The organism is Kitasatospora sp. NPDC048365, assembly GCF_043200835.1.
Taxonomy (GTDB): domain Bacteria; phylum Actinomycetota; class Actinomycetes; order Streptomycetales; family Streptomycetaceae; genus Kitasatospora; species Kitasatospora terrestris.
This window is the reverse complement of record NZ_JBICYJ010000009.1, coordinates 184376-206852: the sequence shown is the minus strand read 5'-3', so window position 1 is coordinate 206852 and position 22477 is coordinate 184376. Positions and strand designations below refer to the sequence as shown.

Genomic DNA, 22477 nt, shown 5'->3' with positions numbered 1-22477 from the left:
ACCGGTGGGCCGGTGGTCGGGCACGAGCCGACGGAGCTGGCTGCTTCGCCGTCGGGTGGGCCGGGCGAGGAGACGGAGTTTGCGGCCGAGCCGCCGCCCGGGACGGGGTCTGCGCCGGCCGGTGGGGACGCGGGGGACGAGACGCAGCTTTCGGAGGGGGAGAGCGGCGGCGGCGGGTGGGGGGCGGCTGCGGCGGCTGCCGGAGCGGCTGCGGCGATGGGGTCGGCGGGGTGGACGGGGGCGCCGAAACCCGGGGCCGAGGAGGACGGGGCCTGGTCGGAGCCGCCGCCGTCAGGTGGGTCGCGGGGGTCGGAGCCGCCGCAGTTCGGGGCGAGCGGGCCGTCGTGGCCGCCGGCCGGGATGTACGGGGACTCGCAGGCGTCGGGGGAGCAGCCGGTGGGGCCGCCGTCCGGGCCGCTGTCGCCGCAGGGGTCGGGGCAGGGCACCGCGCCGGCCTCGGTGCCGTCGGGCGGTGCGGTGGTGCCGCCGGCGGCCGGCGGGAGCGGGGGCGGGAAGCCGCCCGGTGAGCCGCCGCTGCGGGAGGTGCCCCCTGGTGGTGGCGGGGGCGGCCGGCCGCCGTGGTGGCGGAACCCGCGGATCGTCGCCGTGGGGGCGGGTGTCGCGGTGGCGGCCGTGGTGCTCGGCGTGGTGTTCGCGAACCAGTCGTCGAACAGCGGGAGCGGCACCACCACCCAGGCGGCCGGCAGCGAGCAGGTCGCGTTGCAGCCGGTGGCGGCCGTCGGACAGGACCCGTTCACCGGGTCGGTGGCCAATACCGTGGCGACGTCCGCGTACGCGTCCGCGCCGGCGACCAGCTACTCGGCGTCCGCGTCCAGCGCGGGCGGCGAGGTGGTGAACGGCGGCACGGCCGGCCTCTACGGCGGCAGCCAGAAGCTGGCCAGCTGCGACGTGCCGAAGCTGTCCGGCTACCTGAAGGAGAACCCGGACAAGGCGCAGGCGTTCGCGAAGGTGGAGAGCATCACGCCCGACGCGATCGACGGCTACCTCAAGGGCCTGACCCCGGTGGTGCTGCGCGCCGACACCCGGGTCACCAACCACGGCTACCGGGACGGCGCGGCCACGCCGTACCAGGCGGTGCTGCAGTCCGGTACGGCGGTGCTGGTCGACTCGTACGGCGTGCCGCGGGTGCGCTGCGCGTGCGGGAACCCGCTGCTGCCGCCGGCGTCGGTGACCGCCTCGCCCTCGTACCAGGGCGAGGCGTGGTCGACGTTCAAGGGCACCGATGTGGTGATCGTGCAGCCCGCGCCGGCGCCGGCCGACGTGATCGTGCTGACGGACCCGCAGAGCGGTGGGCACTTCGACCGGCCGGTCGGGACGACGGGCGGCGGCGACTACAGTTCGTCGGCCTCGCCGTCCGGTCCTTCGTCGGGGCCGTCCTCGGGTCCGTCGTCCGGCCCGTCCTCGGGCAAGTCGCCGGCGTCGCCGGGTTCGCCCGGGTCGTCGCCGTACAGCCCCGGCTCGCCCGGCTCCTCGCCGGGCTCGGCCCCCGGGGCGCCGAAGTCGCCCGCCTCGCCCGCTTCCGGGGCGAGTTACGGGAGCTCCGCGCCGGGCGGATCCGCGTCGGGTGTGAACTCCTCGGGTCCGGTTGGTGGGGTGTCCGCGAATGCCTCGGGCAGCGGGGACTAGCGGCGGCGCAGGCGTGGCATGCTGGGGCGGTGATCCTCGCCGACGACGCGCACTACCTCCAACTGAGTCCGGTGCGGTACCAGTTCCCCACGCCGATGGGCAACGAGTTCGACGACAACTGGCTGATCGTCCGGGGTGACGTGACGACCCCCGGCGGGAGCTGGCGGTTCGCCGACCCGGCGATGCTGCGCTTCGAGGCGGAGGGCGTCCCGCGCTGGCTGCGCGCGGTCGCGGACCGGCGGGTGCCGGTCACGGCGGCCGACGACGAGGACGGGCGGGTGGAGTTCCTGGAGCCGGTGCTGGGCTTCAGCCTCGCCGCCCGCGACGAGCGGACCGCCGTGGTACGGGTGCACTTCGCGCTGGCCGCCGCCCCGCCCTGGGCGGAGGAGCACGAGCAGACGGCGCTGCCGTCCGCCGTGGTGGAGATCCGCTGCACGGACCGGATGCTGCGCGCCGCCGCCGACGAGTGGGCCCGCGAGCTCGCCCGCCTCCCGGAACGCTGACCGGCCCGCGCGGCCGACCGGCACACCGCCGGACGGCTCGCAACCCGCGGACGGCCGCCGCCAGGTCGCAGCCGTTCCCGAGCTGTGGGTGGGGGGCAACGGCTGCGTACGATCGAGGGCATGAGCACTGTGAGTCCGTACGAGATCTCCACCGACCCGGATCGGGTGGACCTGGATCTGGTCCACCACTGGCTGTCCACCGGCGCGTTCTGGGCGCTCGGGCGCAGCCGGGAGACGATCGGGCGGGCGGCGGCCGCTTCGATCAACTTCGGTGCGTACGACGGGGAGGGGCGGCAGGTCGGGTACGCGCGAGTGGTCAGCGACCTGGCGACGTTCGGGTGGCTGTGCGACGTGTACGTGGAGGAGGCGCACCGGGGGCGGGGTCTGGGGACGCAGCTGGCCGAGGCGGTCCGCGACCACCTGGCGCCGTACCGGCTGAAGCGGCTGCTGCTGTCCACCGTCGACGCCCACGAGGTGTACGCCCGGGTCGGGTTCGAGCCCTTCCCGTACCCGGAGCGGCTGATGTACATCCCCGGGGCGGGCGGGTGACCGCGCCGGTGGCCGGCAAGTACGCGCGGGTCGAGCGGGAGCGGCGCTTCCTGCTTGCCGGGGCGCCCGACCCGGCCGGGGCGACGGCGGTGCGGCGGATCACCGACCGCTACCTGACGGGCACCCGGATGCGGCTGCGGGCCGTGGAGCAGGAGGGCGTGGGCGAACGGGTGTGGAAGCTCACGCAGAAGGTTCCGGCGGAGCGGCCGGGCGGCGGCGCGGTGCAGGGGCTGATCACCAACACGTACCTGTCGGAGGACGAGTACCGGGTGTTCGCGGCCCTGGAGGCACGGGAGTTGCGCAAGACCAGGCTGAGCCTGCCGCCGCTGGGCGTGGACGTCTTCGACGGGCCGCTGGCCGGGTTGGTGCTGGCCGAGGCGGAGTTCGAGGACGACGCGGCTGCGGCGGCGTTCGCGGTACCGGCGGGGACGGTGGCCGAGGTGACGGACGACCCGCGGTTCACCGGCGGCGCGCTGGTCCGCACCGGGCGGGCTGAACTCATCGCTCTGCTGGGCGAGTTCGGGATCGGTGCCGCCGGGTGAGGTGGTGCCCGAGGAGCGGGGCGGACCGGAGATCGAATCGCAACCGTGTGGCGCTGGACCGGGCCGTTGCGGTACGACCATAGTGGGCCGACGGTTCGAGACGGGGGACGGTGGGCTGCGTGGGCCGGGTCAGGTACGTCGATTTCCTGCGGGGCGTGGCGATCGTGATGGTGGTGCTCGGGCACTGGGTGATCACCGCCCTGGTCCGCCACCCGGACGGGACGATCACCGCGCCCGAGCTGCTGGCCACGGTGGGGTGGACGCAGTGGCTGACGCTGCTGTTCCAGATCATGCCGGTGTTCTTCCTGGCGGGCGGGTACGCGGCGGCCGGTTCCTGGCGCCGGCACCGGGAGGCCGGCGGCGGGGCGGCGGGCTGGATCCGCGGCCGTGCGGTGCGGCTGCTGCTGCCCGCGGCGGCGTACGTGGCGATCGCGGTGGCGTGCCTGGCGGTGAGCCGCGCGGCCGGGGTGGATCCGGGGCTGCTGGGCATGGTCGGCTGGGCGCTGGCGATGCAGTTCTGGTTCCTGCCGGTCTACCTGATCGTCAGTGCGCTGACGCCGTGGCTGTACGCGGCGTACCGGCGCTGGGGGCTCGCCGCCCCGGCGGCGTTGGCGGTGCTCGCCGTGGCGGCGGACCTCGTCGACCTGGCGGATCGCGGGAGCTGGATCGGGTCCGCGAACTACGTCCTGGTGTGGGCGGTGGCCTACCAGCTCGGGTTCGCTTGGGAGGACGGCCGGTTGGCGGCGCGCCGGCCGCTGCTGTGGGCGGTGGCCGGGGCCGGGGCGGCGGCGTTCGCGGCGCTGGTGGCGTACGGGCCGTTCCCGGTGAGCCTGATCCTGGTGAGCACCGAGGAGGTCGGCAACACCGACCCGCCGTCGCTCGCGATGCTCGCCTGGGTGCTCGCGCAGTGCGCGCTCTGTCTGCTGGCGGCGCCCGCGATGGAGCGGGCGCTGCGGGCCGAGTGGCTGTGGCGCCTGGTCCGGCCGCTCGGCCGGGTGTCGATGACGTTGTACCTGTGGCACATGGTGCCGGTGCTGGTGGCGGCCGCCGCGTTCTACCTGACCGACCTGGCGCCGGAGCCGGTGGTCGGCTCCGGCGCGTGGTGGGCATGGCGGCCGGTGTGGATCGCGGTGCTGGTGCTCTTCCTGGTCGGGCTGCTGGCGGTGCTCGGGCCGTTGGAGCGGGCGCTGCTGCGGGTGGGCGGTGCGGTGCGTCCGCAGGCCGAGGTCCGGCAGCCGTACGCGGTGCTGGCCGGACTGGCCGGACTGGCCTGCGCGGTCTGGGCGCTGACGGTGTGGGCGGGGGAGGGGCTGGCCAGGACGGGTGCCCCGGCGGGGTGGACGGTGGCGGGGTTCGCCGCGGGGACGGCGCTGGTGCTGCTGCCCCCGGCGCGCGCGGCGGTCGCGCCGGAGGCGGCCGGGACGGGCTGACCCGGGCCGGGCCCGGGTCAGCCGGTGGCGCGGCTCAGCCGGGGGTGGGGGTCAGCCGCCGACGCGGGTGAGGTCGGCGAGGGCGTCGGCGGGGCGGCGCAGCGTGGTGAGCAGGCAGGCGCGGTCGAGCAGGGCCTCGGCGAGCCGGCTGCCGTCCGGGTCCAGGCCGTGGGCGGTGAGCAGTTCGGCGAGCGCGACGGTGCCGTCGGCCGGCGGTAGGGCGGGGTCCAGCTGCCACCACCCGGGGCCGGTGGTGATCCTGGCGGTGATCCCGAGGGCGGTCGCGGCGGTGAGACGCCGGTGCAGGTCCACCAGGGGGCGCAGGTGGGTCGCGGGGTCGGCCTCGGCGAGCGGGCCGAGCCGGTCGACCCGCTGCCGGAGGTCGGCGAGCCGGTCCGCGACCGCGCGGCGGGCGCGGGGTGTCCGGAAGCCGTCGTGCAGGAAGAAGGCCGGCTGGTCCGGGTCGGCGGCGACCATCAGTTGGTCGGCGCACCCGTCCGGATCCACCGTGTAGGAGCGCTGGTCGGTGACCGCGGCGAGGTGCCGCAGGTGCGATGCCGCATCGGCGCGGGCGCCGGCGGCCTTGGCGGTCCGGCCGTCGCGGTCGAGCAGTCGGGCGTGCTGGATCAGTGCGCGGACGGCGAGGACGGGGTGCCCGTCGCTCTCCGTCGCCGCGGCGGCGAGCCGGGCCGCGTGCTCGCCGTACGCGAGGTGGGCCTCGGCCGGACGTCCGGCGGCGCTCAGCAGGGCGCTCAGCTGCGGCAGGTACCGATCCCGGTCCCACGCGGTGGGCGGGAGCACACGGCGCTGCTCGTGGAGGGCGTCGGCGGCCTCGCCGAAGCGGCCGCACCCGGCGAGGGCGGTGGCGAGCGCGTACAGGGCACCGGCCAGGAAGGCGGGGCCGCCGGACGACCGGGCGAGGTCGACACGGTGCCGACTGAGCGTCAGCCACTGCTCGTGGTCGTCGAATTCGGCGTGCATGGTCTGGAGCGCGTCGAGCGCGGTGTGGAGCGCGGGGTTGCGGTCCGGGTTGTCGGGGTGGAGTCCGTCCGCCGCTTCGAGGGCCTCGGCGAGCAGGGCGTGCCGGGCCGCGTGGTCGTCCAGGACCGAGTGGCTGAGGTGGACGAGCGCGCGGGTGAGCTTGGGGCGGTAGACGGCGGGCGAGGCCGGGGCGAGGAGCCGGTAGGCCCAGACCTGCTGGAGGAGGGTGGGCTCGTCGGTGCTGAGCAGCAGGGTGCGGGCACGGGTCGTCAGGTCGTCGGTCATCAGGGTCCCCCTTCGTCCGTCCGCTCCGCTGCCCCGCCGGACGGCGGGGCAGCACGACGCGGCACGTCGGCTCCCCGGGCAGGGGAACCGACGCGCGGTCAGGAGTGGATGCGGACGAGTCTGCGGGTCGACGCGGGGCCGGGACAAGATCGAACCGACGTGCTCTCGGTCCTACCGCCGGGGGCGGTCGACCGGGCAGAATGGAATCGACACTTTCCCGCGGACCCTAGAGTTCCAGCTGGTACTGGACCGTGGTGTGGGTCGGCCGGTAGCCGAGGGCGTCGTTGACGGCGCGCATGCCCGTGTTGGACCGGGCGGTGTCGGTGAGCAGTCCCTCCAACAACGGCTGCTCGGTGAGTGCCCAGCGGATCGACTCGGCCTTCATCCAGGCGGCGAGGCCGCGTCGCCGGTGCTCGGGCAGCACGCCGGTGCCGTAGTGCTGGGCGTCGCCGGTGCGGGACTGTGGGACGACCAGCTCGGTGAAGCCGACGATCGAGCCGTCCGACGCGTCCACGGCGGCGACGGTGTGCAGGAGTTCGCCGCGGGCGGCGACCTTCTCGGCGATCGCCCGGACCAGCTCGGTGTCCCAGGTGACGGTGCCGAGGTCGGCATCGTCCATCGCCATGTCGTCCATCGCCCGGCGGGAGGCGGTGAAGGTCTCCAGCAGCGCGTCCGGCACGGTGCCCACCCAGGAGACCAGGCGGTAGCCGGGGTGCGGCCGGGCCACCAGCGCGTCCAGGGCGCCCCGGTCGGTGTCGGCGAGCGGCAGGCGGGAGTACAGCAGGGTGAGGACGGCCCGGAACCCGCGTGCGGCGAGGAAGGCGTCGGCGGGGGTACCGGCCTCGGCCTGGGCGAGGACGGTGCGCCGGCCGCGCTCGCGGGCGGCGTCGATCGCGGCGGCGAGCAGTGCGGTGGCGGCGCCCCGGCGGCGGTCCTCGGGCCGGACGTCGATCGTCAGCTCGACGAGGTGCTCCTGCCCGGCGGCGGTGTAGAGCCGCAGCGCGGCGGTGCCGGCGGGCGCGTCGTCGGTGCGCCAGCGCAGCAGGTCGTCGGTGTCGGTGGGGACGGCGGTGACGGTCGGGGTGGTGCGGAGGGTCAAGGCGGCTCCAGCCGGTGCGGTGATCGTTTCGCGAGCACGCAATCACCGGGACGCCGCTGTGGCAAGGGGTTTTGGCGGAGGCTCAGGCCAGGAAGGCGCGCAGCAGGGTGGCCGTCGCCTCCAGGTGCTCCTCGGTGGTGCGCCGGGCGCCGGCCGGGTCGCCGGCCAGGATGGCGCGGACCACGGCGTGGTGCTGCTCGCTGGCGTGGTCGATGTTGCGGCCGAGCATGGGGATGGCGTTGAGCAGGTCGTTGAGCCGCATCCGGGCGTCGGCGATGCTGGCGGCGAGCGAGGGCGAGCCGGTGAGTTCGCCGATCGCCAGGTGGAAGCGGGAGTCGCACTGCCGGTACTCGCCGGGCCCGGCGCTGTCGGCGTCGTGCAGGCGGCGCAGCAGGTACTCGCGCTGCTCGGCGGTGAGCTCGCGGCGGGCGGCGAGTTCGGCGGCGCCGGTCTCCAGGACCAGGCGGTAGGCGAGCGCGTCCTCCAGTTCGGCGCCGAGGTCCTCGGCGGCGCGGCGCAGCTCGCCGACGTCGGGGGCGGGCGGGCGGTAGGTGACGAAGGTGCCGCCGTAGCGGCCGCGCCGGGACTCGACGTACCCGGCCTGCTGGAGGGAGCGCAGGGCCTCGCGCAGGGTCTCGCGGCTGACGCCGAGGCGGGCGGCGAGCTCGCGTTCGGCGGGCAGGCGCTCGCCGTGGGCGACCACGCCGAGTTTGATCGCCTGGAGGAGCCGTTCGACGGTCTCCTCGAAGGCGTTGCCGGTGCGGACCGGGCGGAAGGCGGCGTCGACCTGCCCGTCCATCGGTGCGCGCGCTGCCTCGTCCACCCGGGCATCGTACCCACCCGTTCGGGGCGGGGCGCACCCCTTGACGGGGGTGCCGCCGGGGGTGAACGATACGGCGCATCCTCAATGGAACGGAATCGGACCATTAACCCCCGGGGTTGCGCATGACAGCAGAGCAGCAGTCTCCCGAGCACCATCGCACAGCCGTGTTTCCGGTGGATTCCACCGGCCTCTCCGACGACGAGCAGCGCCTGCGCGAGCTCGGCTACACCCAGGAGCTCGCCCGCTCGATGTCGGGCTTCTCCAACTTCGCGGTCTCCTTCTCCATCGTCTCGATCCTCTCCGGCTGCCTCACGCTCTACGGCATGGGCCTGAACACCGGCGGCCCCGCCGTGATCACCTGGGGCTGGCCGCTGGTCGGTCTGCTCACCCTGTGCGTCGGCATGGCGATGGCCGAGATCTGCTCGGCCTTCCCCACCGCCGGCGGCCTGTACTACTGGTCGGCCAAGCTGGCCCGGCGCAACGGCCCGGCGGCGGCCTGGTTCACCGGCTGGTGCAACTTCATGGGCCAGGTCGCGGTGACGGCGGGCGTCGACTACGGCGCCGCGTTCTTCACCAACGCCTTCCTGGACCTGCAGTTCGGCTTCGCGGCGACGCCGGAGCACACCATCGCGATCTTCGCGGTGATCCTGCTGCTGCACGGGCTGCTCAACACCCGGGGCGTGCGGCTGGTGGCCCTGCTGAACAACGTCAGCGTGTGGTGGCACGTGGCCGGCGTCGCGGTCATCGTCGGGGCGCTGGCGGTCCTGCCGTCCAAGCACCAGTCGGTGGGCTTCGTCTTCACCGAGTTCGTCAACAACACCGGCTTCCGGAGCAGCTTCTACGTGGCCTGCCTCGGCCTGCTGCTCGCGCAGTACACGCTGACCGGGTACGACGCCTCCGCGCACATGACCGAGGAGACCCACGACGCGGCCCGCTCCGGCCCGCGCGGCATCGTCAACGCGATCCTGGTCTCGCTGGTCGCCGGCTGGGTGCTGCTGCTCGGCCTGACCTTCGCGATCCAGGACTACGACGGCGCGCTCTCCTCGTCCACCGGCGTGCCGCCCGCGCAGATCTTCATCGACGCGGTCGGCACCACCGGCGCGAAGCTGCTGCTGCTGATCGTGATCGGCGCCCAGTTCTTCTGCGGCATGGCCTCGGTGACCGCCAACTCCCGCATGATCTACGCCTTCTCGCGGGACGGCGCACTGCCCGGCTCCAAGCTCTGGCACCGGATCGACCCGCGCACCCAGACCCCGACCAACGCGGTCTGGCTGGCCACCGGCGGCGCGCTGCTGCTCGGACTGCCCGCGCTGTGGAACTCCACCGCGTACACCGCCGTCACCTCGATCTCGGTGATCGGCCTGTACATCTCGTACGTCATCCCGACCTTCCTCCGGCTGAGACAGGGCGACGCCTTCCCGCGTGGCCCGTGGCATCTGGGCCGCTGGAGCAGGATGATCGGCACCGTCGCGGTCGGCTGGACGGCCGTGATCACCGTCCTGTTCATGCTCCCGACCGTCAACCCGATCACCGCCGTCAGCTTCAACTACACCCCCGTGGCGGTCGCCGTGGTGCTGGGCTTCGCCGGCCTGTGGTGGCTGGTCTCGGCCCGGCACTGGTTCACCGGCCCGCGCGTCCACGGCCTCGTGCCGCAGGACGGACCGGCGGGCGCACCTGCAGAGGAGAGCACCACATGAGTCAGCCGACCCTGACGCTCGACCGCCTGCGCGAGCTGGTCGCCGAGGGGGCCGTCGACACGGTCGTGCTCGCGATGACCGACATGCAGGGCCGCCTGCAGGGCAAGCGCGTCGCCGCCTCGTACTTCCTGAGCGACGTCGTCCCGCACGCCGCCGAGGGCTGCGGCTACCTGCTGGCCGTGGACATCGACATGAACACCGTCGACGGCTACGAGGTCTCCTCCTGGGACAGCGGCTACGGCGACCTGGTCTTCGTCCCCGACCTCGGCACGCTGCGGATGGTGCCCTGGCACCCGGCCACCGCGATGGTCCAGTGCGACCTCGCCCACCACGACGGGCGGCCCGTCGCCGTCTCCCCCCGCCAGGTCCTCAAGCGCCAGCTCGAACGCCTCGCCGGCCACGGCTGGACGGCGCACGTCGGCACCGAGCTCGAATTCATCGTCTTCCGCGACACCTACGAGCAGGCCTGGGAGAAGAACTACCAGGCGCTCACCCCGGTCAACCAGTACAACGTCGACTACTCGATCCTCGGCACCGCCCGGATCGAACCCCTGCTGCGCCGCCTGCGCAACGAGATGGCCGGCGCCGGACTGGTCGTCGAATCCGCCAAGGGCGAGTGCAACCTCGGCCAGCACGAGATCGCCTTCAAGTACGCCGACGCGCTGCGCACCTGCGACAACCACACCGTCTACAAGACCGGTGCCAAGGAGATCGCCGCGCAGGAGGGCCAGAGCCTGACCTTCATGGCGAAGTACAACGAGCGCGAGGGCAACTCCTGCCACATCCACCTCAGCCTCCGCGACGAGGCCGGCCTCCCCGTCATGCCCGGCGACGGTCCGCACGGTTTCTCCCGCGCCATGGAGCACTTCCTCGCCGGACAGTTGGCCTGCCTGGCCGAGTTCTCCCTCCTCCTCGCGCCGAACATCAACTCCTACAAGCGGTACGTCGACGGGAGCTTCGCCCCGACCGCCGTCGCCTGGGGACGGGACAACCGGACCTGCGCGCTGCGGGTGGTCGGCCACGGCCCGTCCCTGCGCTTCGAGAACCGCGTCCCCGGCGGCGACGTCAACCCGTACCTCGCGGTCGCCGCGCTGATCGCCGCCGGCCTGCACGGCGTCGAGCAACAGCTGGAGCTGGAACCGGAGTTCACCGGCAACGCGTACGCCAGCGACGCGCCCCGGGTGCCCGCCACCCTGCGCGACGCGGTCGCCCTGTTCGAGAACAGCGCCGCCGCCACCGAGGCGTTCGGCAAGGACGTCGTCCAGCACTACACCCACGCCGGACGGACCGAACTCGCCGCCTACGACGCCGCCGTCACCGACTGGGAGCGCCGCCGCAACTTCGAACGCCTGTAAGGCCCATGACCTCAGCCGAGCTCGATCTCCGCGCAGCTGACCACCGCGCCGAAGCGCGGCAGATCGAGCCCGACGGCCGCCTCGTGCTCGGCGGCGGTCAGCCCGGCGAGCGCGTCCTCGGGGAAGACCAGTTCGTAGCCGTGGTCGGCGGCCGCCCGGGCCGTCGACTCCACCCCGAGGTTGGTCGCGATGCCGGCCAGCACCACCGTCTCCACACCCCGGGCGCGCAGGAGCCCGTCGAGCTCCGTGCCGTAGAACGCGCCGATGGTCCGCTTCACCACGACGGCGTCGGCGAGCTCGGCGATCTCCGCCACCAGCCCGCTGCCGGGCGGCTGTTCGGCGACCCCGGGCCGCTCCACCCGGACCGCGACCACCGGCGCGCCCGCCGCCCGGAAGCGTCGCGCCAGCTCCGCCGACGCCGCCACCACCTCGTCCCCGCTGCGCGGTTCGAGCGGGAGCGCGGCGATCCGCTCCATCAGGTCGATCAGGACGAGGGCGCAGCGGCTGCGGTCAAGGGTGGTCACAGTCGCAGGTTAGCCGACGGATCGCACCCGTACCTCCTCTTGCCCCAATTGGTTTGCGATGCAAAGCTGACTGCATGACAGACGCATCGATGCCTTCCGGCACGCCTCGCGAAGTCCTCTCCGAGCTCGGCGACTTCACCCGCCGGGTCCGGACCGCCCAGCGCGGCACCTGGTTCCCGCTGCTCCTGCTGGGCGCCCTCACCCTGGGCGGCATCCTGGTCGGCCGCCTGACCTTCCGGGTGAGCACCGTCCCCTGCCCGGCGGAGGGCAGCTGCACCCTGGTCCACCAGGGCTCCCCGGTCTACTGGGCGTTCGGATTCGCCGCCGTGTACGTCGCAACGGCGGCCTTCTACCTGCGGCGCGCGCGTCGGCGCGGCGTCGGCACCCGGGTCCGGCCGTACGTCGTCACCGGGATCGCCCTGGTCGGGCTGGTGGCCGCCACCACCTTCTGGGCCACCCGGCACGGGATCCCGCAGCCCGGCACCCCGCTGGACTTCTGGGGGCTCCACCTCGACCCCGGCGCCGGGACGACCCGTTTCCTGGAACGACTCACCGGCAGTGCCCTGACCGTCGGGGTTCCGCTCCTGGTGCTGGCCCGGGTGGAGCGCAGCCCCGTCCTCCTCCTGCTCGCCGCAGCGTGCCTGGCGATCGACCTGGTGCCGCTCTCCACCGGCTGGGCGGGCATCGACGCGACCTCGCCCTGGTCGGCGCTGCCCCGCTACGGCGTGCCCGGCGCTCTGCTGCTGCTCGGGGCGCTCGGCTTCGGCCTGGCCGAGCGGATCGGACGGCGCGCCGCCCGATGAGCACCGCACCCGAGCAGCACCCCGTCAACGGCCTGGACGACGTGGTCCACCAGCGCGTCCGGCTCGGCATCCTCACCGTCGCGCACCAGGCGCGCCGGGTGGAGTTCGGCTTCCTTCGCACCACCCTCGGACTGACCGCCGGCAACCTCAGCCAGCACCTGTCCGTCCTGGAGAAGGCCGGCCTGGTGAAGGTCGAGAAGGGCTACGAGGGCAAGCGCGCCCGCACCTGGCTCTCCCTCACCACGGCGGGCGACCGCGCGCTGCGCGACGAGGTGGCCCAGCTCAAGCGGCTGATCCAGCAGATCGAGCAGCCCGAGCAGCCCGGCGGGGACGCACAGCGCCGAGACGCACCGCCCTGACCGACCGGCCCGGCCGGCCCGACCGCCGCGTGCTCAGCCCGCGATCCCGTCCGGGACCGGCTCGGCCCCGCCGAGCTCGTCCCGGGCGGCGCACAGCAGCCCGATCTCGCTCTCGAGGCGGTGGCGCGAGCCGAGGTGCAGGTCGTTGACATGGATGAGCAGGGCCCGCCGCCCGGAGGTCGGGTACGCGTACGCGACCCACTCGGGCGCGAAGGGCTGGCCGTTGGCCTTCATCGGCAGGGTCACGATGTCCTCGATCTCCGTCCAGGCCAGCCGGCGTGTCCGGAACGGCCCGTGGATCTGCAGGCCGGTGCGGTCCGCCGTGGTGCCGGAGCGCGGCAGCGTCGCCGCGACCACGACGACGAAGGACAGCGCCAGGCCGCTGATCAGCAGCTTCGCCCAGACGGGCAGGTCGTCGATCGACCACGCCCCGATCTCGATGCCGACCACCATGACGCCCATGACGACGAGGATCCTGTTCGCCTTGCTCTTGTCCGCCCGGTACTCGCGCGGCAGTGACTGTGCCCCCATGGCCACTCCTCTCCCCGTCCGTCACTCTAATGATCACCGGTGACGGAGGCCGGGCGATTCGAAAATCCTCGGCCCGCCCCCGCGGGTACGGTGGGGAGCGGAACTGACACGACGTGAGGTGGGGAGATGCGCGCGGCGGAACGCCTGCACCGGGTGGCCGTCCTGGTCCTGGACGGGGCGAAGCCGCTGGACGTCGGGATCCCCGCCCAGGTGTTCACCACCCGCGCGAGCATGCCGTACGAGGTGCGGGTGTGCGGCGCGGCGCCGGGCCTGGTGGCGGGCGGCGACGGCCTGTCCTACCACGTGGCTCACGGCCTGGAGGCGCTCGCCTGGGCGGACATCGTGTTCGTCCCCGGCTACCGCTTCCCCGACCGGGAGGACCCGCCGCCGTCGGTGGTGGAGGCGCTGATCGCCGCCCACCGGCGGGGCGCGCGCCTGGCCGCGATCTCCACCGGCGCCTTCGCGCTCGCCGCGACCGGCCTGCTGGACGGCCGCCGGGCCACCACCCACTGGCACTACACGCGGGCACTGGCCGCCCGGCACCCGGCCGTCAACGTGGACGAGAACGTGCTCTTCGTGGACGAGGGCACCGTCCTCACCTCGGCGGGCGCCGCCTCCGGCATCGACCTGTGCCTGCACATCCTGCGCCGCGACCTCGGGGTGGCCGCGTCCAACCACGCCGCCCGCCGCCTGGTCGCGGCGCCCTACCGCAGTGGCGGCCAGGCGCAGTACGTGCCCCGCAGCGTGCCGGAGCCGGTCGGCGAGCGCTTTGCGGCGACCCGCGAGTGGGCGCTGCACCGCCTCGGCGATCCGCTCACCCTGGAGCAGATGGCCCGGCACGCGGCGGTCTCGCCGCGCACCTTCTCCCGCCGCTTCGTCGAGGACACCGGCTACACCCCGATGCAGTGGGTGATGCGGGCCCGGATCGACCTGGCCCGCGAGCTGCTCGAGCGCTCGGAGCGCAGCGTCGAGCAGATCGCCGCCGACGTGGGCCTCGGCACCGGCACCAACCTACGCCTGCACTTCCACCGGATCCTCGGCACCACGCCCACCGAGTACCGCCGGACCTTCACCCGGGGCGACTGACCGCCTCCGGTCACGATTCGATCGTCATGACGCTCGAATCGTGCGTCCACCCCTCGCCATGCGAACGAATCCTCTGTAGCGTTCCGGACATGGACGACATCGACCGGCTGATCCTGCGCGAACTGCAGATCGACGGACGGATCCCGTACGCCGATCTCGGGCCCAAGGTCGGGCTCTCCCCGTCGGCCGCCCGGCAGCGGCTGCAAAGACTGATCGACACCAAGGTGGTGCAGGTCGTCGGCGTCACCGATCCGATGGCGATGGGCGGCCAGGCCATGGGTCTGCTGGGCCTGCGCATCGACGGCGACCCGCGGACGGTGGCGGACGAGCTCGCCCGCCACGAGGAGATCGTCTACTCCGTGCTGACCTCCGGCAGCTTCGACCTCTTCGCCGAGGCGGTCTGCCGACGCCCGCACGACCTGCTGGCCTTCATCAACGACGTGGTGCGGCCGATCGAGGGGGTCACGGCGGTGGAGAGCTTCCCGTACTTCGGGATCCACACCCACCGGTTCCTCTGGGACGTGCAGTGACACCCGCCGAACGGCACACCCTCCACCACCGACCGATCCAGGATCCCGGCATGCCCCACAGCCAGCCCGCCACCCTCGACTTCTTCGCCCACGGCGCCCTGCCCGCGCCCCGGATCGGCACCGAGCAGGCCCGCAACCTGGCCGCCGAGCACTTCGGACTGCGGGTGCACGCCGAGGAGCTGGGCAGCCAGCAGGACGCCAACTTCCTGCTGCGCGAGGCGGACGGCACGCCCGTCGCCGTCCTCAAGGTCGCCAATCCGGCGTTCACCGCGACCGAGGTCGACGCCCAGGACACCGCGGCCGACCTGCTCGCCGCCGCACACCCGGACCTCCGGGTGGCGACCGTGCTGCGCGGCCCGGACGGCACCCGCCGCAGCGCGGTCGTCGACACCGAGGACGGACCGGTCACCGCCCGGCTGTTGCGCTACCTGCCCGGCGGCGCGCTCTCCGGCCCGCGCCACCTCTCCCCCTCGATCGTGGCCGCGATGGGTCGGATCGCCGGGCGGGTCGGCGCCACGCTGCGGGACTTCCGCCATCCCGGTCTGGACCGTGTCCTCCAGTGGGACCTGCGGTACACCGACCAGGTCGTCGCCCGGCTCCTGGAGCACATCACCGAGCCCGAGCGCCGAGCGGCCGTCCTGACCGCCACGGGCACCGCCTGGACCACGGTGTCCTCACTCGCCGCCCGGCTGCCCATGCAGCCCGTCCACCTCGACCTGACCGACGACAACCTGGTCCGCGACCCGCACGGCCGGCTGCCGCAGCCGGACGGCGTCATCGACTTCGGCGACCTGACCACCAGCTGGGCGGTCTCCGAGCTGGCCGTCTGCCTGTCGTCGATGCTGCACCACCGCGGCATGGAGCCGCACCACGTCCTGCCCGCGGTGCGCGCCTTCCACCAGGTCCGTCCGCTGTCCGCCGACGAGGCCGCGGCGGTGTGGCCGCTGACCGTGCTGCGCGCCGCCGGGCTGGTCGCCAGCGGCCGCCACCAGGCTGCGGTCGACGCCGGCAACGCGTACGTCCGGGCCGCGCTGGAGCGCGAGTGGCGGATCTTCGAGCAGGCCACCGCCGTACCGTCCGCCGTCATGACGGCGCTGATCCTCGACGCCATCGGACTGGACTCGCCCGAACCGACCGCAGCCCCGGTCCCGGGCGCCCGCGGCAGCCTGGACGCCTCGGTCTCCGCGGCTCCCGACGCCCCGCCCGCCCCCACGCCCCCCGTCCCGGCCCGTCCCCGCGCTGCCGTCCCTCGCACCGCCGACACCCGAGCGCGGGCCGAGCACCTCGCCGTCGGCCACCCGCTGCTGCACGGACCCGGTCCCGCGGACATCGGCCTGCTCGACCTGTCGGCCGAGTCCGAGGCCATGGACCGCGGCGCCTGGCTGGAGCCCGGTACCGAGGACCGGCTCGCCGCCGCACTGCTGGCCGACGGCGCCACCGCCGTGGCCACCCGGTACGCCGAGGCCCGGCTCACCGCCGCGCCGGCGCTCTCCCTCTCCTCCCCCGCCACGGTCGCCACCGGCATCGATCTGTGGACCGGCCCCGCCACCGAGCTGCGGGCGCCCTTCACCGGCGAGCTGCTGGTCTCGGCTCCGGGCCGCGCGGAGCTGCGCTGCGGCGGCCAGGTGCTCGAAGTCGACCTCCCCGCCACGATCTCCCCGCTCCCGGTCACCGGCGCCGCGCTCGACGCGGGCGACCCGATCGCGGCGCTGCCGGCCGGCAGCCGGATGCACATCACCCTGCGGTCCGCCGACGCACCGGCCGTCCCGGCGCTGGTCCGGCCGGAGTACGCGGCCGGCTGGCTGGCCCTCACCGCCGACCCGTCCCCGCTGCTCGGCCTGCCCGCCACCGGCGCCGACGGCCGCCCGGACCTGCTGGACCGGCGCAGCGCCTCCTTCGCAACCGTCCAGGGGCACTACTACGCCGACCCGCCGCGGATCGAACGCGGTTGGCGCCACCACCTGGTGTCGACCGAGGGCCGCTCCTACCTGGACATCGTCAACAACGTCACGCCGCTCGGCCACGCCCACCCCGGCGTGGAACGGGCGGTCACCCGGCAGTTGCGCCGGCTGAACACCAACTCCCGTTTCCACTACGCCTCGGTGGTGGAATTCACCGAACGGCTGGCCGCCCTGCTCCCCGAGCCGCTGGACACCGTGTTCCTGGTCAACTCGGGCTCCGAGGCGGTGGACCTGGGCATCCGACTGGCGATCGGTGCGACCGGTCAGCACGACGTGGTCGCCCTGCGCGAGGCGTACCACGGCTGGACGTACGCCTCCGACGCGATCTCCACTTCCCTCCAGGACAACCCGAACGCGCTCTCCACCCGCCCGAGTTGGGTACACACCGTGGACTCGCCGAACTCCTACCGGGGCCGCCACCGGGGTGAGCGGGCGGCCCGCTACGCACCCGAGGCGGTCCGGCTGGTCGAGGAGCTCGCGGCGTCCGGCCGGCCGCCGGGTGCTTTCGTCAGCGAGAGCTACTACGGGAACGCGGGCGGCGTGCCGCTGCCGGACGGCTACCTGGAGCAGCTGTACGCCGCGGTGCGCCGGCACGGCGGCCTGGCCGTCGCCGACGAGATCCAGGTCGGGTACGGGCGACTCGGCGCATGGTTCTGGGGCTTCGAACAGCAGGGTGTCGTCCCCGACATCGTCTGCGTGGCCAAGGCCATGGGCAACGGGCACCCGCTCGGCGCGGTGATCACCTCACGGGCCGTCGCCGAGCGCTACCGCGACCAGGGGTACTTCTTCTCCTCCACCGGCGGCAGCCCGGTCTCCAGCGTCGCCGGTCTCACCGTCCTCGACGCCCTGCGGGACGAGGACCTCCAGGGCAACGCGGTGCGTACGGGCGGGCGGCTCAAGGAGCGGCTCGCGGCGCTCGGCGACCGGCACGGGATCGTCGGCGCGGTGCACGGCTCGGGCCTCTACCTCGGCCTCGAACTGGTCCGCGACCGCGTCACCCTGGAGCCCGCCACCGAGGAGACCGCCGAGCTCTGCGACCGGATGCTGGACCTCGGAGTGGTCGTCCAGCCGACCGGTGACCACCTGAACATCCTGAAGATCAAGCCGCCGCTGTGCCTCGACGCCCAGGCGGCGGACTTCTTCGCCACCGCCCTCGACCTCGCCCTGACCGAACTCTCCGCCGGCCGGTAGCCCGGTCGCCGCCCTGGCGAGATCCTTTCGAACCGTGGCACTTCCGCCCATGCCACGGACGCGCCCGACGAGCGAGGCTGGTGGCAACGCAAAGGAACGGAAACGGGAGAGAAACCCCCATGACTCGCATCGCCGTCAACGGATTCGGTCGCATCGGACGCAACGTCGTGCGGGCCCTCATCGAGCGGGACAGCAAGCTCGAGATCGTCGCGGTCAACGACCTCACCGAGCCCAAGGCGCTCGCCCGCCTGCTGAAGTACGACACCACCTCCGGCCGGCTGGGCCGCCCGGTCGAGGTCGAGGGCGACACCCTGGTGGTCGACGGCCGCCGCATCAAGGTGCTGGCCGAGCGCGACCCGGCCAACCTCCCGTGGGCCGAGCTCGGTGTCGACATCGTGCTGGAGGCCACCGGCCGGTTCACCGCCGCGTCCGCCGCCCGCGCCCACCTCGACGCCGGTGCGAAGAAGGTCCTGGTCAGCGCGCCCTCCGACGGCGCCGACGTGACGCTCGCCTACGGCGTGAACACCGACGCGTACGACCCGGACGTGCACACCGTCGTCTCCAACGCCTCCTGCACCACCAACGCGCTGGCCCCGCTGGCCGCGGTGCTCGACCAGCTGGCCGGCATCGAGCACGGCTTCATGACCACCGTGCACGCCTACACCCAGGAGCAGAACCTCCAGGACGGCCCGCACCGCGACCCGCGCCGCGCCCGCGCCGCCGGCGTGAACATCGTGCCGACCACCACCGGCGCCGCCAAGGCGATCGGCCTGGTCCTGCCGAACCTGGACGGCAAGCTCTCCGGCGACTCGATCCGCGTCCCCGTCCCGGTCGGCTCGATCGTCGAGCTGAACACCACCGTCTCCCGCGAGGTCACCCGCGAGGAGATCCTGGCCGCCTACCGCGCCGCCGCCGAGGGCCCGCTGGCCGGCGTCCTGGAGTACTCCGACGACCCGCTGGTCTCCGCCGACATCACCGGCAACCCGCACTCCTCGATCTTCGACTCGGAGCTCACCCGGGTCGACGGCAAGCACGTCAAGGTCGTCGCCTGGTACGACAACGAGTGGGGCTTCTCCAACCGCGTGGTCGACACCCTCGACCTGCTCGCCGCGAACTGACGCGGCGGCCCGCCGCTCAGCGGCGGGCCGCGAGTTCCTCCGCGGTCGGCGGGTTGGCGCCGGCCCGGGAGACGGTGACGGCGGCGGCCGCGGAGGCCGCCGCCAGCGCCGTCCCCACCTCCGCGCCGTCCGCCAGCGCGTCCAGCACCGCCGCCATGAACGAGTCCCCGGCGCCGACCGTGTCCACCACCTCGACCGGCACGGCCGCCGCCCGGACCTCGCCCTCCGCGGTCAGCGCGAACGCGCCCTCGCCGCCCCGGGTCACGATCACCGTCCGCGGACCCGACGCCAGCCACCGGGCCGCGCTCTCCCGCACCGGGACATCCGGGTACAGCCACTCCAGGTCCTCGTCGCTGGCCTTCACCACATCGCTCAGCGCCACGCACTCCTCCACCGCCGCGACCCCGGCCGCCCGCTCGCCGAACAGCGCGGGCCGCACGTTCGGGTCGTACGACACGCTCGCCCCCGCCGCCCGCAGCTCCCGCAGCAGCCCGCGCGCCACCGCACCGCCCGGCTCCACCACCGCCGCGATCGACCCCAGGTGCACCCGCGGCGCCCGCGGCAGCACCGCCGGCCGGCGCAGGCTCCAGCCGATCGCGAACTCGTACGACGCCTTCCCGTGCCCGTCCAGGGTGACCACCGCCACCGGCGTGTCCACCTCCTGACCGTCCGTCAGGACCTCGACCCCGGCCCCGCGCAGGTGCGCCCCGATCAGCGCCCCCATCGCGTCCTCCCCCACCTGCGTCAGCAGCGCCACCCGCCGCCCCAGCCGCGCCAGCCCGAACGCCACGTTCGCCGGACTCCCACCCGCATGCGGCCGATCCGCCTCCCCGGGCACGCGCACCACGTCGGCGACGCACTCACCGATGACGAGGAACTCGACGTCACCGGCGCCGCTCGACTCACCCATGCTGCGAACCCTTCGGTACCCGGACGGGACGCCTGCCGTCCCTCGACCCTCGCACCGTACCCGGTCCACGACCGCGGCTCCCTCCGGGGAGAATCATGAGCTGTGCACATGGGAATCTCCGGTTTCGATCCGCTGCCGCGATGCACGCCCACAGGACAGCGACGCCGTCGCCGTCGAAGACGGCCCGCACCCTGGTAGCGGCCGTCTCCGGCCCGAGGGCACCGCCGGTCGCGGCGCCCCGGGCGAGCCTGCCGCGCAGGAACCGGCCGCGGTCGAGCTGTGCGCGGACGGTCTGGACTGCCGGGTTACCCCGTATCACCTCACGCGGAGGCAACCGACCGCGGGAAGGCGAAGACGCCGTCCGGGTCGTACTGTCGTGCGACGCGCTTCAGGCGCGGCAGGTTCCGGCCGTAGTACTCGCGTCCCCAGTCCGGCTGGTCGGCGTCCAGGTAGTTCACGTACGCGCCGGAGGTGCCGAGCCGCACGAGTCCCTCGCGGATCGCGTCGACCGTCTCCGTCGCCGCCTGCTGCCCGGCGGCCGTCGTGCCGATGTAGATCTGCACGCTCGCCGAGGCCGCCCGGTGCGGGAACGCCGTTGCGTCCGGGGCGAGTTCGGCGACCGCGCCGCCGAGCGAGTCGAACAGCAGGTCCACGCCGGGCCGCCCGGTCGCCAGCGCGTCCACGCCGGCGGAATCCAGCGGGCGGCCGATCATCTGCGATCCGGCGACGAACCCCGTCCGCTGCAGCACCCCGCCCTCCCAGACCGGGTGGCACTGCTCGATGGTGTCGGTGAAGCAGCCGGCCATGTACTTCATGGCGTTCAGGTAGTCCAACTCCCGTACGCTGCGGGTGGTCGGCTGCACTCCGGCCGCCGCGACGAGCCGGTCCAGCTGCGCGTCGGCGCCGGCCCGGTCGCCGACCCAGCAGGCGACGACCTTGGCGCCGGGCGGCGTGCCGCCCGACACCTGGCAGCTCGCCCACATTTCGAACGGCGCCATCGCGGACCACGGCTGCCATGCGCCGAGCACGTCCGCCACCGAGCCGCGAGGGAAGACCAGCGAGGCGACGGTCAGCAGCGGTGCGGGCTCGGTCCGGAAGTCGAACTCGGTGACCACGCCGAAGTTGCCGCCGCCTCCGCCGCGCAGCGCCCAGTACAGGTCCGGCTCGCTGCTCTCGCACGCCTGCCGCAGGCAGGCGTCGGCCGTCACCACCCGCGCCCCGGCGACCCGGTCGCAGGTCAGTCCGTACTTGCGGGCGAGCACTCCGATCCCGCCGCCCAGGGTCAGGCCGCTCACGCCGACGGTCGGGCACGACCCGGCGGGCATCAGGCGCCCGGCGGCCGCCAGCGCCGCGTACACCTCGATCAGCCGCGCCCCGGCGCCGACCACCGCCGTGCCGTCCGGCCGCACGTCGATGTCGGCCATCATCCGCAGGTCCATCACCAGACCGCCGTCCGGCACGCTGTATCCCAGGTAGTTGTGCCCGCCGCTGCGCGCCGCGATCGGGATGCCGTGGCCGCGGGCCGCTTCCAGGCACGCCTGGACGTCCTCGGCCGAGGCGCACCGCGCCACCGCCGCCGGGTACTGGCCGTCGTACAGCTCGTTGAACCCGAGCCGCTGCACCGGGTAGTCCGGGTCGCCGGGCATCACGAGCCGCTCACCGAGCCGCTGCCGCAGTGCCTCCCAGTCCGGCGGCACGACGGGGCGCCGTCCCCGCCCGGGCCAGGCGTCCACGCCGGGCCGCGGCACGCGCCCGTACGCCACCGCTTCGCGGCCGCCGGCCAGTGCCAGTGCCCCGCCCGCGCCCAGCGCCCCCAGGAACCCCCGTCGCCCGATCGCCATCCGTCCACTCCTGCCACCAGCTCCGGCGCGCCCGCCGCGCACCCGACGCGCCTCGATCGTCCCCGACCCGTCCCTTCCTCCCCCGCGCAACGCGCCCAACCGCGGACACTCCGGCCCCACCGTCCTCCCCATGGCCCACAACCCAGGTGACATCCCGTCACCACGACGGCCCGGCACCTACCCTGTCGGTGTGTGGGCGGGCGCGGTCCGCCCGGTTCCGGAGGGAGGCGGCCGGCTGTGGCGCGACGCGACTACGAGGACGACCCGGACGCTCCGACGCCGAACAGTCTGGTGCCGGCCGCCTCGGTGGTGGTGGTCGACGGCGCGGGCCGGATCCTCCTCCAGCGCCGGAGCGACAACGGCCTGTGGGCGCTGCCGGGCGGCCGGATGGACCTGGGCGAGTCCATCGGCGGGTGCGGCGTCCGCGAGACGCGCGAGGAGACCGGGATCGACATCGAGATCACCGGGATCGTCGGCACCTACACCGACCCCGGGCACGTGATGGCGTACGACGACGGCGAGGTCCGCCAGGAGTTCTCGATCTGCCTGCTGGGTCGCCCGCTGGGCGGTGAACTCCGGGTCTCCGACGAGTCGTTCGAGGTCGGCTGGTTCACGCCCGGGCAGACCGACGGGCTGCCGATGGTGCCGAGCATCCGCAAGCGTGTCGCCGACTGGCGGTCGGGGCGGTTCCCGGTCGTACGCTGACTCTCCG

The 22477-nt window shown here is 74.1% G+C and carries 21 protein-coding genes and 1 pseudogene; 14 read left to right on the top strand and 8 right to left on the bottom strand.

Translation table 11 applies throughout. The features are described from left to right. Positions 1–686, bottom strand: a pseudogene (locus tag ACGFX4_RS12075) (hypothetical protein); the annotation flags it as partial. Here ACGFX4_RS12075 and ACGFX4_RS12070 point away from each other — a divergent pair. The 5 genes from ACGFX4_RS12070 (at position 646) to ACGFX4_RS12050 (ending at position 4671) form a co-directional block, all read left to right on the top strand. Further along, positions 646–1647, top strand: a complete 1002-nt coding sequence (locus tag ACGFX4_RS12070) for a DUF6777 domain-containing protein (protein ID WP_393072292.1) — start codon at positions 646–648, stop codon at positions 1645–1647. The pseudogene ACGFX4_RS12075 and the gene ACGFX4_RS12070 overlap by 41 nt on opposite strands. Before the next feature lie 29 nt (positions 1648–1676). After that, positions 1677–2150: a hypothetical protein gene (locus ACGFX4_RS12065; RefSeq protein WP_393072290.1), complete on the top strand. Its 474-nt coding sequence runs from the start codon at positions 1677–1679 to the stop codon at positions 2148–2150. A gap of 120 nt (positions 2151–2270) precedes the next feature. Next, on the top strand, positions 2271–2699 hold the full coding sequence (locus ACGFX4_RS12060; RefSeq protein WP_393072288.1) for a GNAT family N-acetyltransferase: 429 nt from the start codon (positions 2271–2273) through the stop codon (positions 2697–2699). Beyond that, positions 2696–3241, top strand: coding sequence for a hypothetical protein (locus ACGFX4_RS12055; RefSeq protein ID WP_393072286.1), 546 nt, complete (start codon positions 2696–2698; stop codon positions 3239–3241). Before ACGFX4_RS12060 ends, ACGFX4_RS12055 begins: the two co-directional genes overlap by 4 nt. 155 nt (positions 3242–3396) lie before the next feature. After that, positions 3397–4671, top strand: a complete 1275-nt coding sequence (locus ACGFX4_RS12050; RefSeq protein WP_393072284.1) for an acyltransferase — start codon at positions 3397–3399, stop codon at positions 4669–4671. Between the two features lie 51 nt (positions 4672–4722). On the opposite strand, the gene ACGFX4_RS12045 is transcribed toward ACGFX4_RS12050, so the two are convergent. From ACGFX4_RS12045 to ACGFX4_RS12035, 3 genes are all read right to left on the bottom strand, one after another. Beyond that, entirely contained in the window at positions 4723–5937 is a 1215-nt protein-coding gene (locus tag ACGFX4_RS12045; RefSeq protein WP_393072282.1) for a hypothetical protein, read from the bottom strand. A 226-nt stretch (positions 5938–6163) separates the two neighbouring features. After that, a complete protein-coding gene (locus ACGFX4_RS12040; protein ID WP_393072280.1) occupies positions 6164–7036 on the bottom strand; it encodes a GNAT family N-acetyltransferase in 873 nt (290 codons plus the stop codon). An 82-nt stretch (positions 7037–7118) separates the two neighbouring features. Then, positions 7119–7859, bottom strand: coding sequence for a FadR/GntR family transcriptional regulator (locus ACGFX4_RS12035; RefSeq protein ID WP_393072278.1), 741 nt, complete (start codon positions 7857–7859; stop codon positions 7119–7121). Positions 7860–8107: 248 nt separating this feature from the next. Here ACGFX4_RS12035 and ACGFX4_RS12030 point away from each other — a divergent pair, with 248 nt between their 5' ends. Together ACGFX4_RS12030 and ACGFX4_RS12025 are read left to right on the top strand one after the other, a co-directional pair. Continuing rightward, entirely contained in the window at positions 8108–9556 is a 1449-nt protein-coding gene (locus tag ACGFX4_RS12030) for an amino acid permease (RefSeq protein WP_393072377.1), read from the top strand. Beyond that, complete coding sequence (locus ACGFX4_RS12025; protein WP_393072276.1) at positions 9553–10911, top strand: glutamine synthetase family protein; 1359 nt, start codon at positions 9553–9555, stop codon at positions 10909–10911. The genes ACGFX4_RS12030 and ACGFX4_RS12025 overlap by 4 nt, the downstream gene beginning before the upstream one ends. 11 nt (positions 10912–10922) lie before the next feature. Here ACGFX4_RS12025 and ACGFX4_RS12020 read toward each other — a convergent pair whose 3' ends face one another. After that, a complete protein-coding gene (locus ACGFX4_RS12020; protein WP_393072274.1) occupies positions 10923–11435 on the bottom strand; it encodes an isochorismatase family protein in 513 nt (170 codons plus the stop codon). A 74-nt stretch (positions 11436–11509) separates the two neighbouring features. Between ACGFX4_RS12020 and ACGFX4_RS12015 the strand changes: the two genes are divergently transcribed. Then, positions 11510–12238: a hypothetical protein gene (locus ACGFX4_RS12015; RefSeq protein ID WP_393072272.1), complete on the top strand. Its 729-nt coding sequence runs from the start codon at positions 11510–11512 to the stop codon at positions 12236–12238. Beyond that, on the top strand, positions 12235–12597 hold the full coding sequence (locus ACGFX4_RS12010; protein WP_393072270.1) for a winged helix-turn-helix domain-containing protein: 363 nt from the start codon (positions 12235–12237) through the stop codon (positions 12595–12597). Before ACGFX4_RS12015 ends, ACGFX4_RS12010 begins: the two co-directional genes overlap by 4 nt. Positions 12598–12630: 33 nt before the next feature. On the opposite strand, the gene ACGFX4_RS12005 is transcribed toward ACGFX4_RS12010, so the two are convergent. Continuing rightward, complete coding sequence (locus ACGFX4_RS12005; RefSeq protein WP_393072268.1) at positions 12631–13128, bottom strand: hypothetical protein; 498 nt, start codon at positions 13126–13128, stop codon at positions 12631–12633. Positions 13129–13254: 126 nt separating this feature from the next. Here ACGFX4_RS12005 and ACGFX4_RS12000 point away from each other — a divergent pair, with 126 nt between their 5' ends. The 4 genes from ACGFX4_RS12000 (at position 13255) to gap (ending at position 19014) form a co-directional block, all read left to right on the top strand. Next, positions 13255–14214, top strand: a complete 960-nt coding sequence (locus tag ACGFX4_RS12000) for a GlxA family transcriptional regulator (protein WP_393072266.1) — start codon at positions 13255–13257, stop codon at positions 14212–14214. An 89-nt stretch (positions 14215–14303) separates the two neighbouring features. Next, complete coding sequence (locus ACGFX4_RS11995) at positions 14304–14744, top strand: Lrp/AsnC family transcriptional regulator (protein ID WP_393072264.1); 441 nt, start codon at positions 14304–14306, stop codon at positions 14742–14744. A gap of 50 nt (positions 14745–14794) precedes the next feature. Then, entirely contained in the window at positions 14795–17896 is a 3102-nt protein-coding gene (locus ACGFX4_RS11990; RefSeq protein WP_393072262.1) for an aminotransferase, read from the top strand. Between the two features lie 119 nt (positions 17897–18015). After that, complete coding sequence (gene gap / locus ACGFX4_RS11985; protein ID WP_393072260.1) at positions 18016–19014, top strand: type I glyceraldehyde-3-phosphate dehydrogenase; 999 nt, start codon at positions 18016–18018, stop codon at positions 19012–19014. Between the two features lie 16 nt (positions 19015–19030). Here gap and ACGFX4_RS11980 read toward each other — a convergent pair whose 3' ends face one another. Both ACGFX4_RS11980 and ACGFX4_RS11975 read right to left on the bottom strand, forming a co-directional pair. Next, the gene (locus tag ACGFX4_RS11980; protein WP_393072258.1) at positions 19031–19924 is read right to left on the bottom strand and encodes a carbohydrate kinase; all 894 of its coding nucleotides are present in this window, start codon (positions 19922–19924) and stop codon (positions 19031–19033) included. A gap of 320 nt (positions 19925–20244) precedes the next feature. Continuing rightward, entirely contained in the window at positions 20245–21765 is a 1521-nt protein-coding gene (locus ACGFX4_RS11975) for an FAD-binding oxidoreductase (protein WP_393072256.1), read from the bottom strand. Positions 21766–22002: 237 nt separating this feature from the next. Here ACGFX4_RS11975 and ACGFX4_RS11970 point away from each other — a divergent pair, with 237 nt between their 5' ends. Continuing rightward, positions 22003–22470, top strand: a complete 468-nt coding sequence (locus tag ACGFX4_RS11970; protein ID WP_393072254.1) for an NUDIX domain-containing protein — start codon at positions 22003–22005, stop codon at positions 22468–22470. Positions 22471–22477 lie beyond the last annotated feature (7 nt).

Coding starts and splice junctions, on each gene's coding strand:
- ACGFX4_RS12060 (WP_393072288.1), top strand. CDS start 2,271: ATGAGCACTGTGAGTCCGTACGAGATCTCCACCGACCCGGATCGGGTG.
- ACGFX4_RS12045 (WP_393072282.1), bottom strand. CDS start 5,937: ATGACCGACGACCTGACGACCCGTGCCCGCACCCTGCTGCTCAGCACC.
- ACGFX4_RS12030 (WP_393072377.1), top strand. CDS start 8,108: ATGTCGGGCTTCTCCAACTTCGCGGTCTCCTTCTCCATCGTCTCGATC.
- ACGFX4_RS12025 (WP_393072276.1), top strand. CDS start 9,553: ATGAGTCAGCCGACCCTGACGCTCGACCGCCTGCGCGAGCTGGTCGCC.
- ACGFX4_RS12015 (WP_393072272.1), top strand. CDS start 11,510: ATGACAGACGCATCGATGCCTTCCGGCACGCCTCGCGAAGTCCTCTCC.
- ACGFX4_RS12010 (WP_393072270.1), top strand. CDS start 12,235: ATGAGCACCGCACCCGAGCAGCACCCCGTCAACGGCCTGGACGACGTG.
- ACGFX4_RS12005 (WP_393072268.1), bottom strand. CDS start 13,128: ATGGGGGCACAGTCACTGCCGCGCGAGTACCGGGCGGACAAGAGCAAG.
- ACGFX4_RS12000 (WP_393072266.1), top strand. CDS start 13,255: ATGCGCGCGGCGGAACGCCTGCACCGGGTGGCCGTCCTGGTCCTGGAC.
- ACGFX4_RS11995 (WP_393072264.1), top strand. CDS start 14,304: ATGGACGACATCGACCGGCTGATCCTGCGCGAACTGCAGATCGACGGA.
- ACGFX4_RS11990 (WP_393072262.1), top strand. CDS start 14,795: ATGCCCCACAGCCAGCCCGCCACCCTCGACTTCTTCGCCCACGGCGCC.
- gap (WP_393072260.1), top strand. CDS start 18,016: ATGACTCGCATCGCCGTCAACGGATTCGGTCGCATCGGACGCAACGTC.
- ACGFX4_RS11980 (WP_393072258.1), bottom strand. CDS start 19,924: ATGGGTGAGTCGAGCGGCGCCGGTGACGTCGAGTTCCTCGTCATCGGT.
- ACGFX4_RS11975 (WP_393072256.1), bottom strand. CDS start 21,765: ATGGCGATCGGGCGACGGGGGTTCCTGGGGGCGCTGGGCGCGGGCGGG.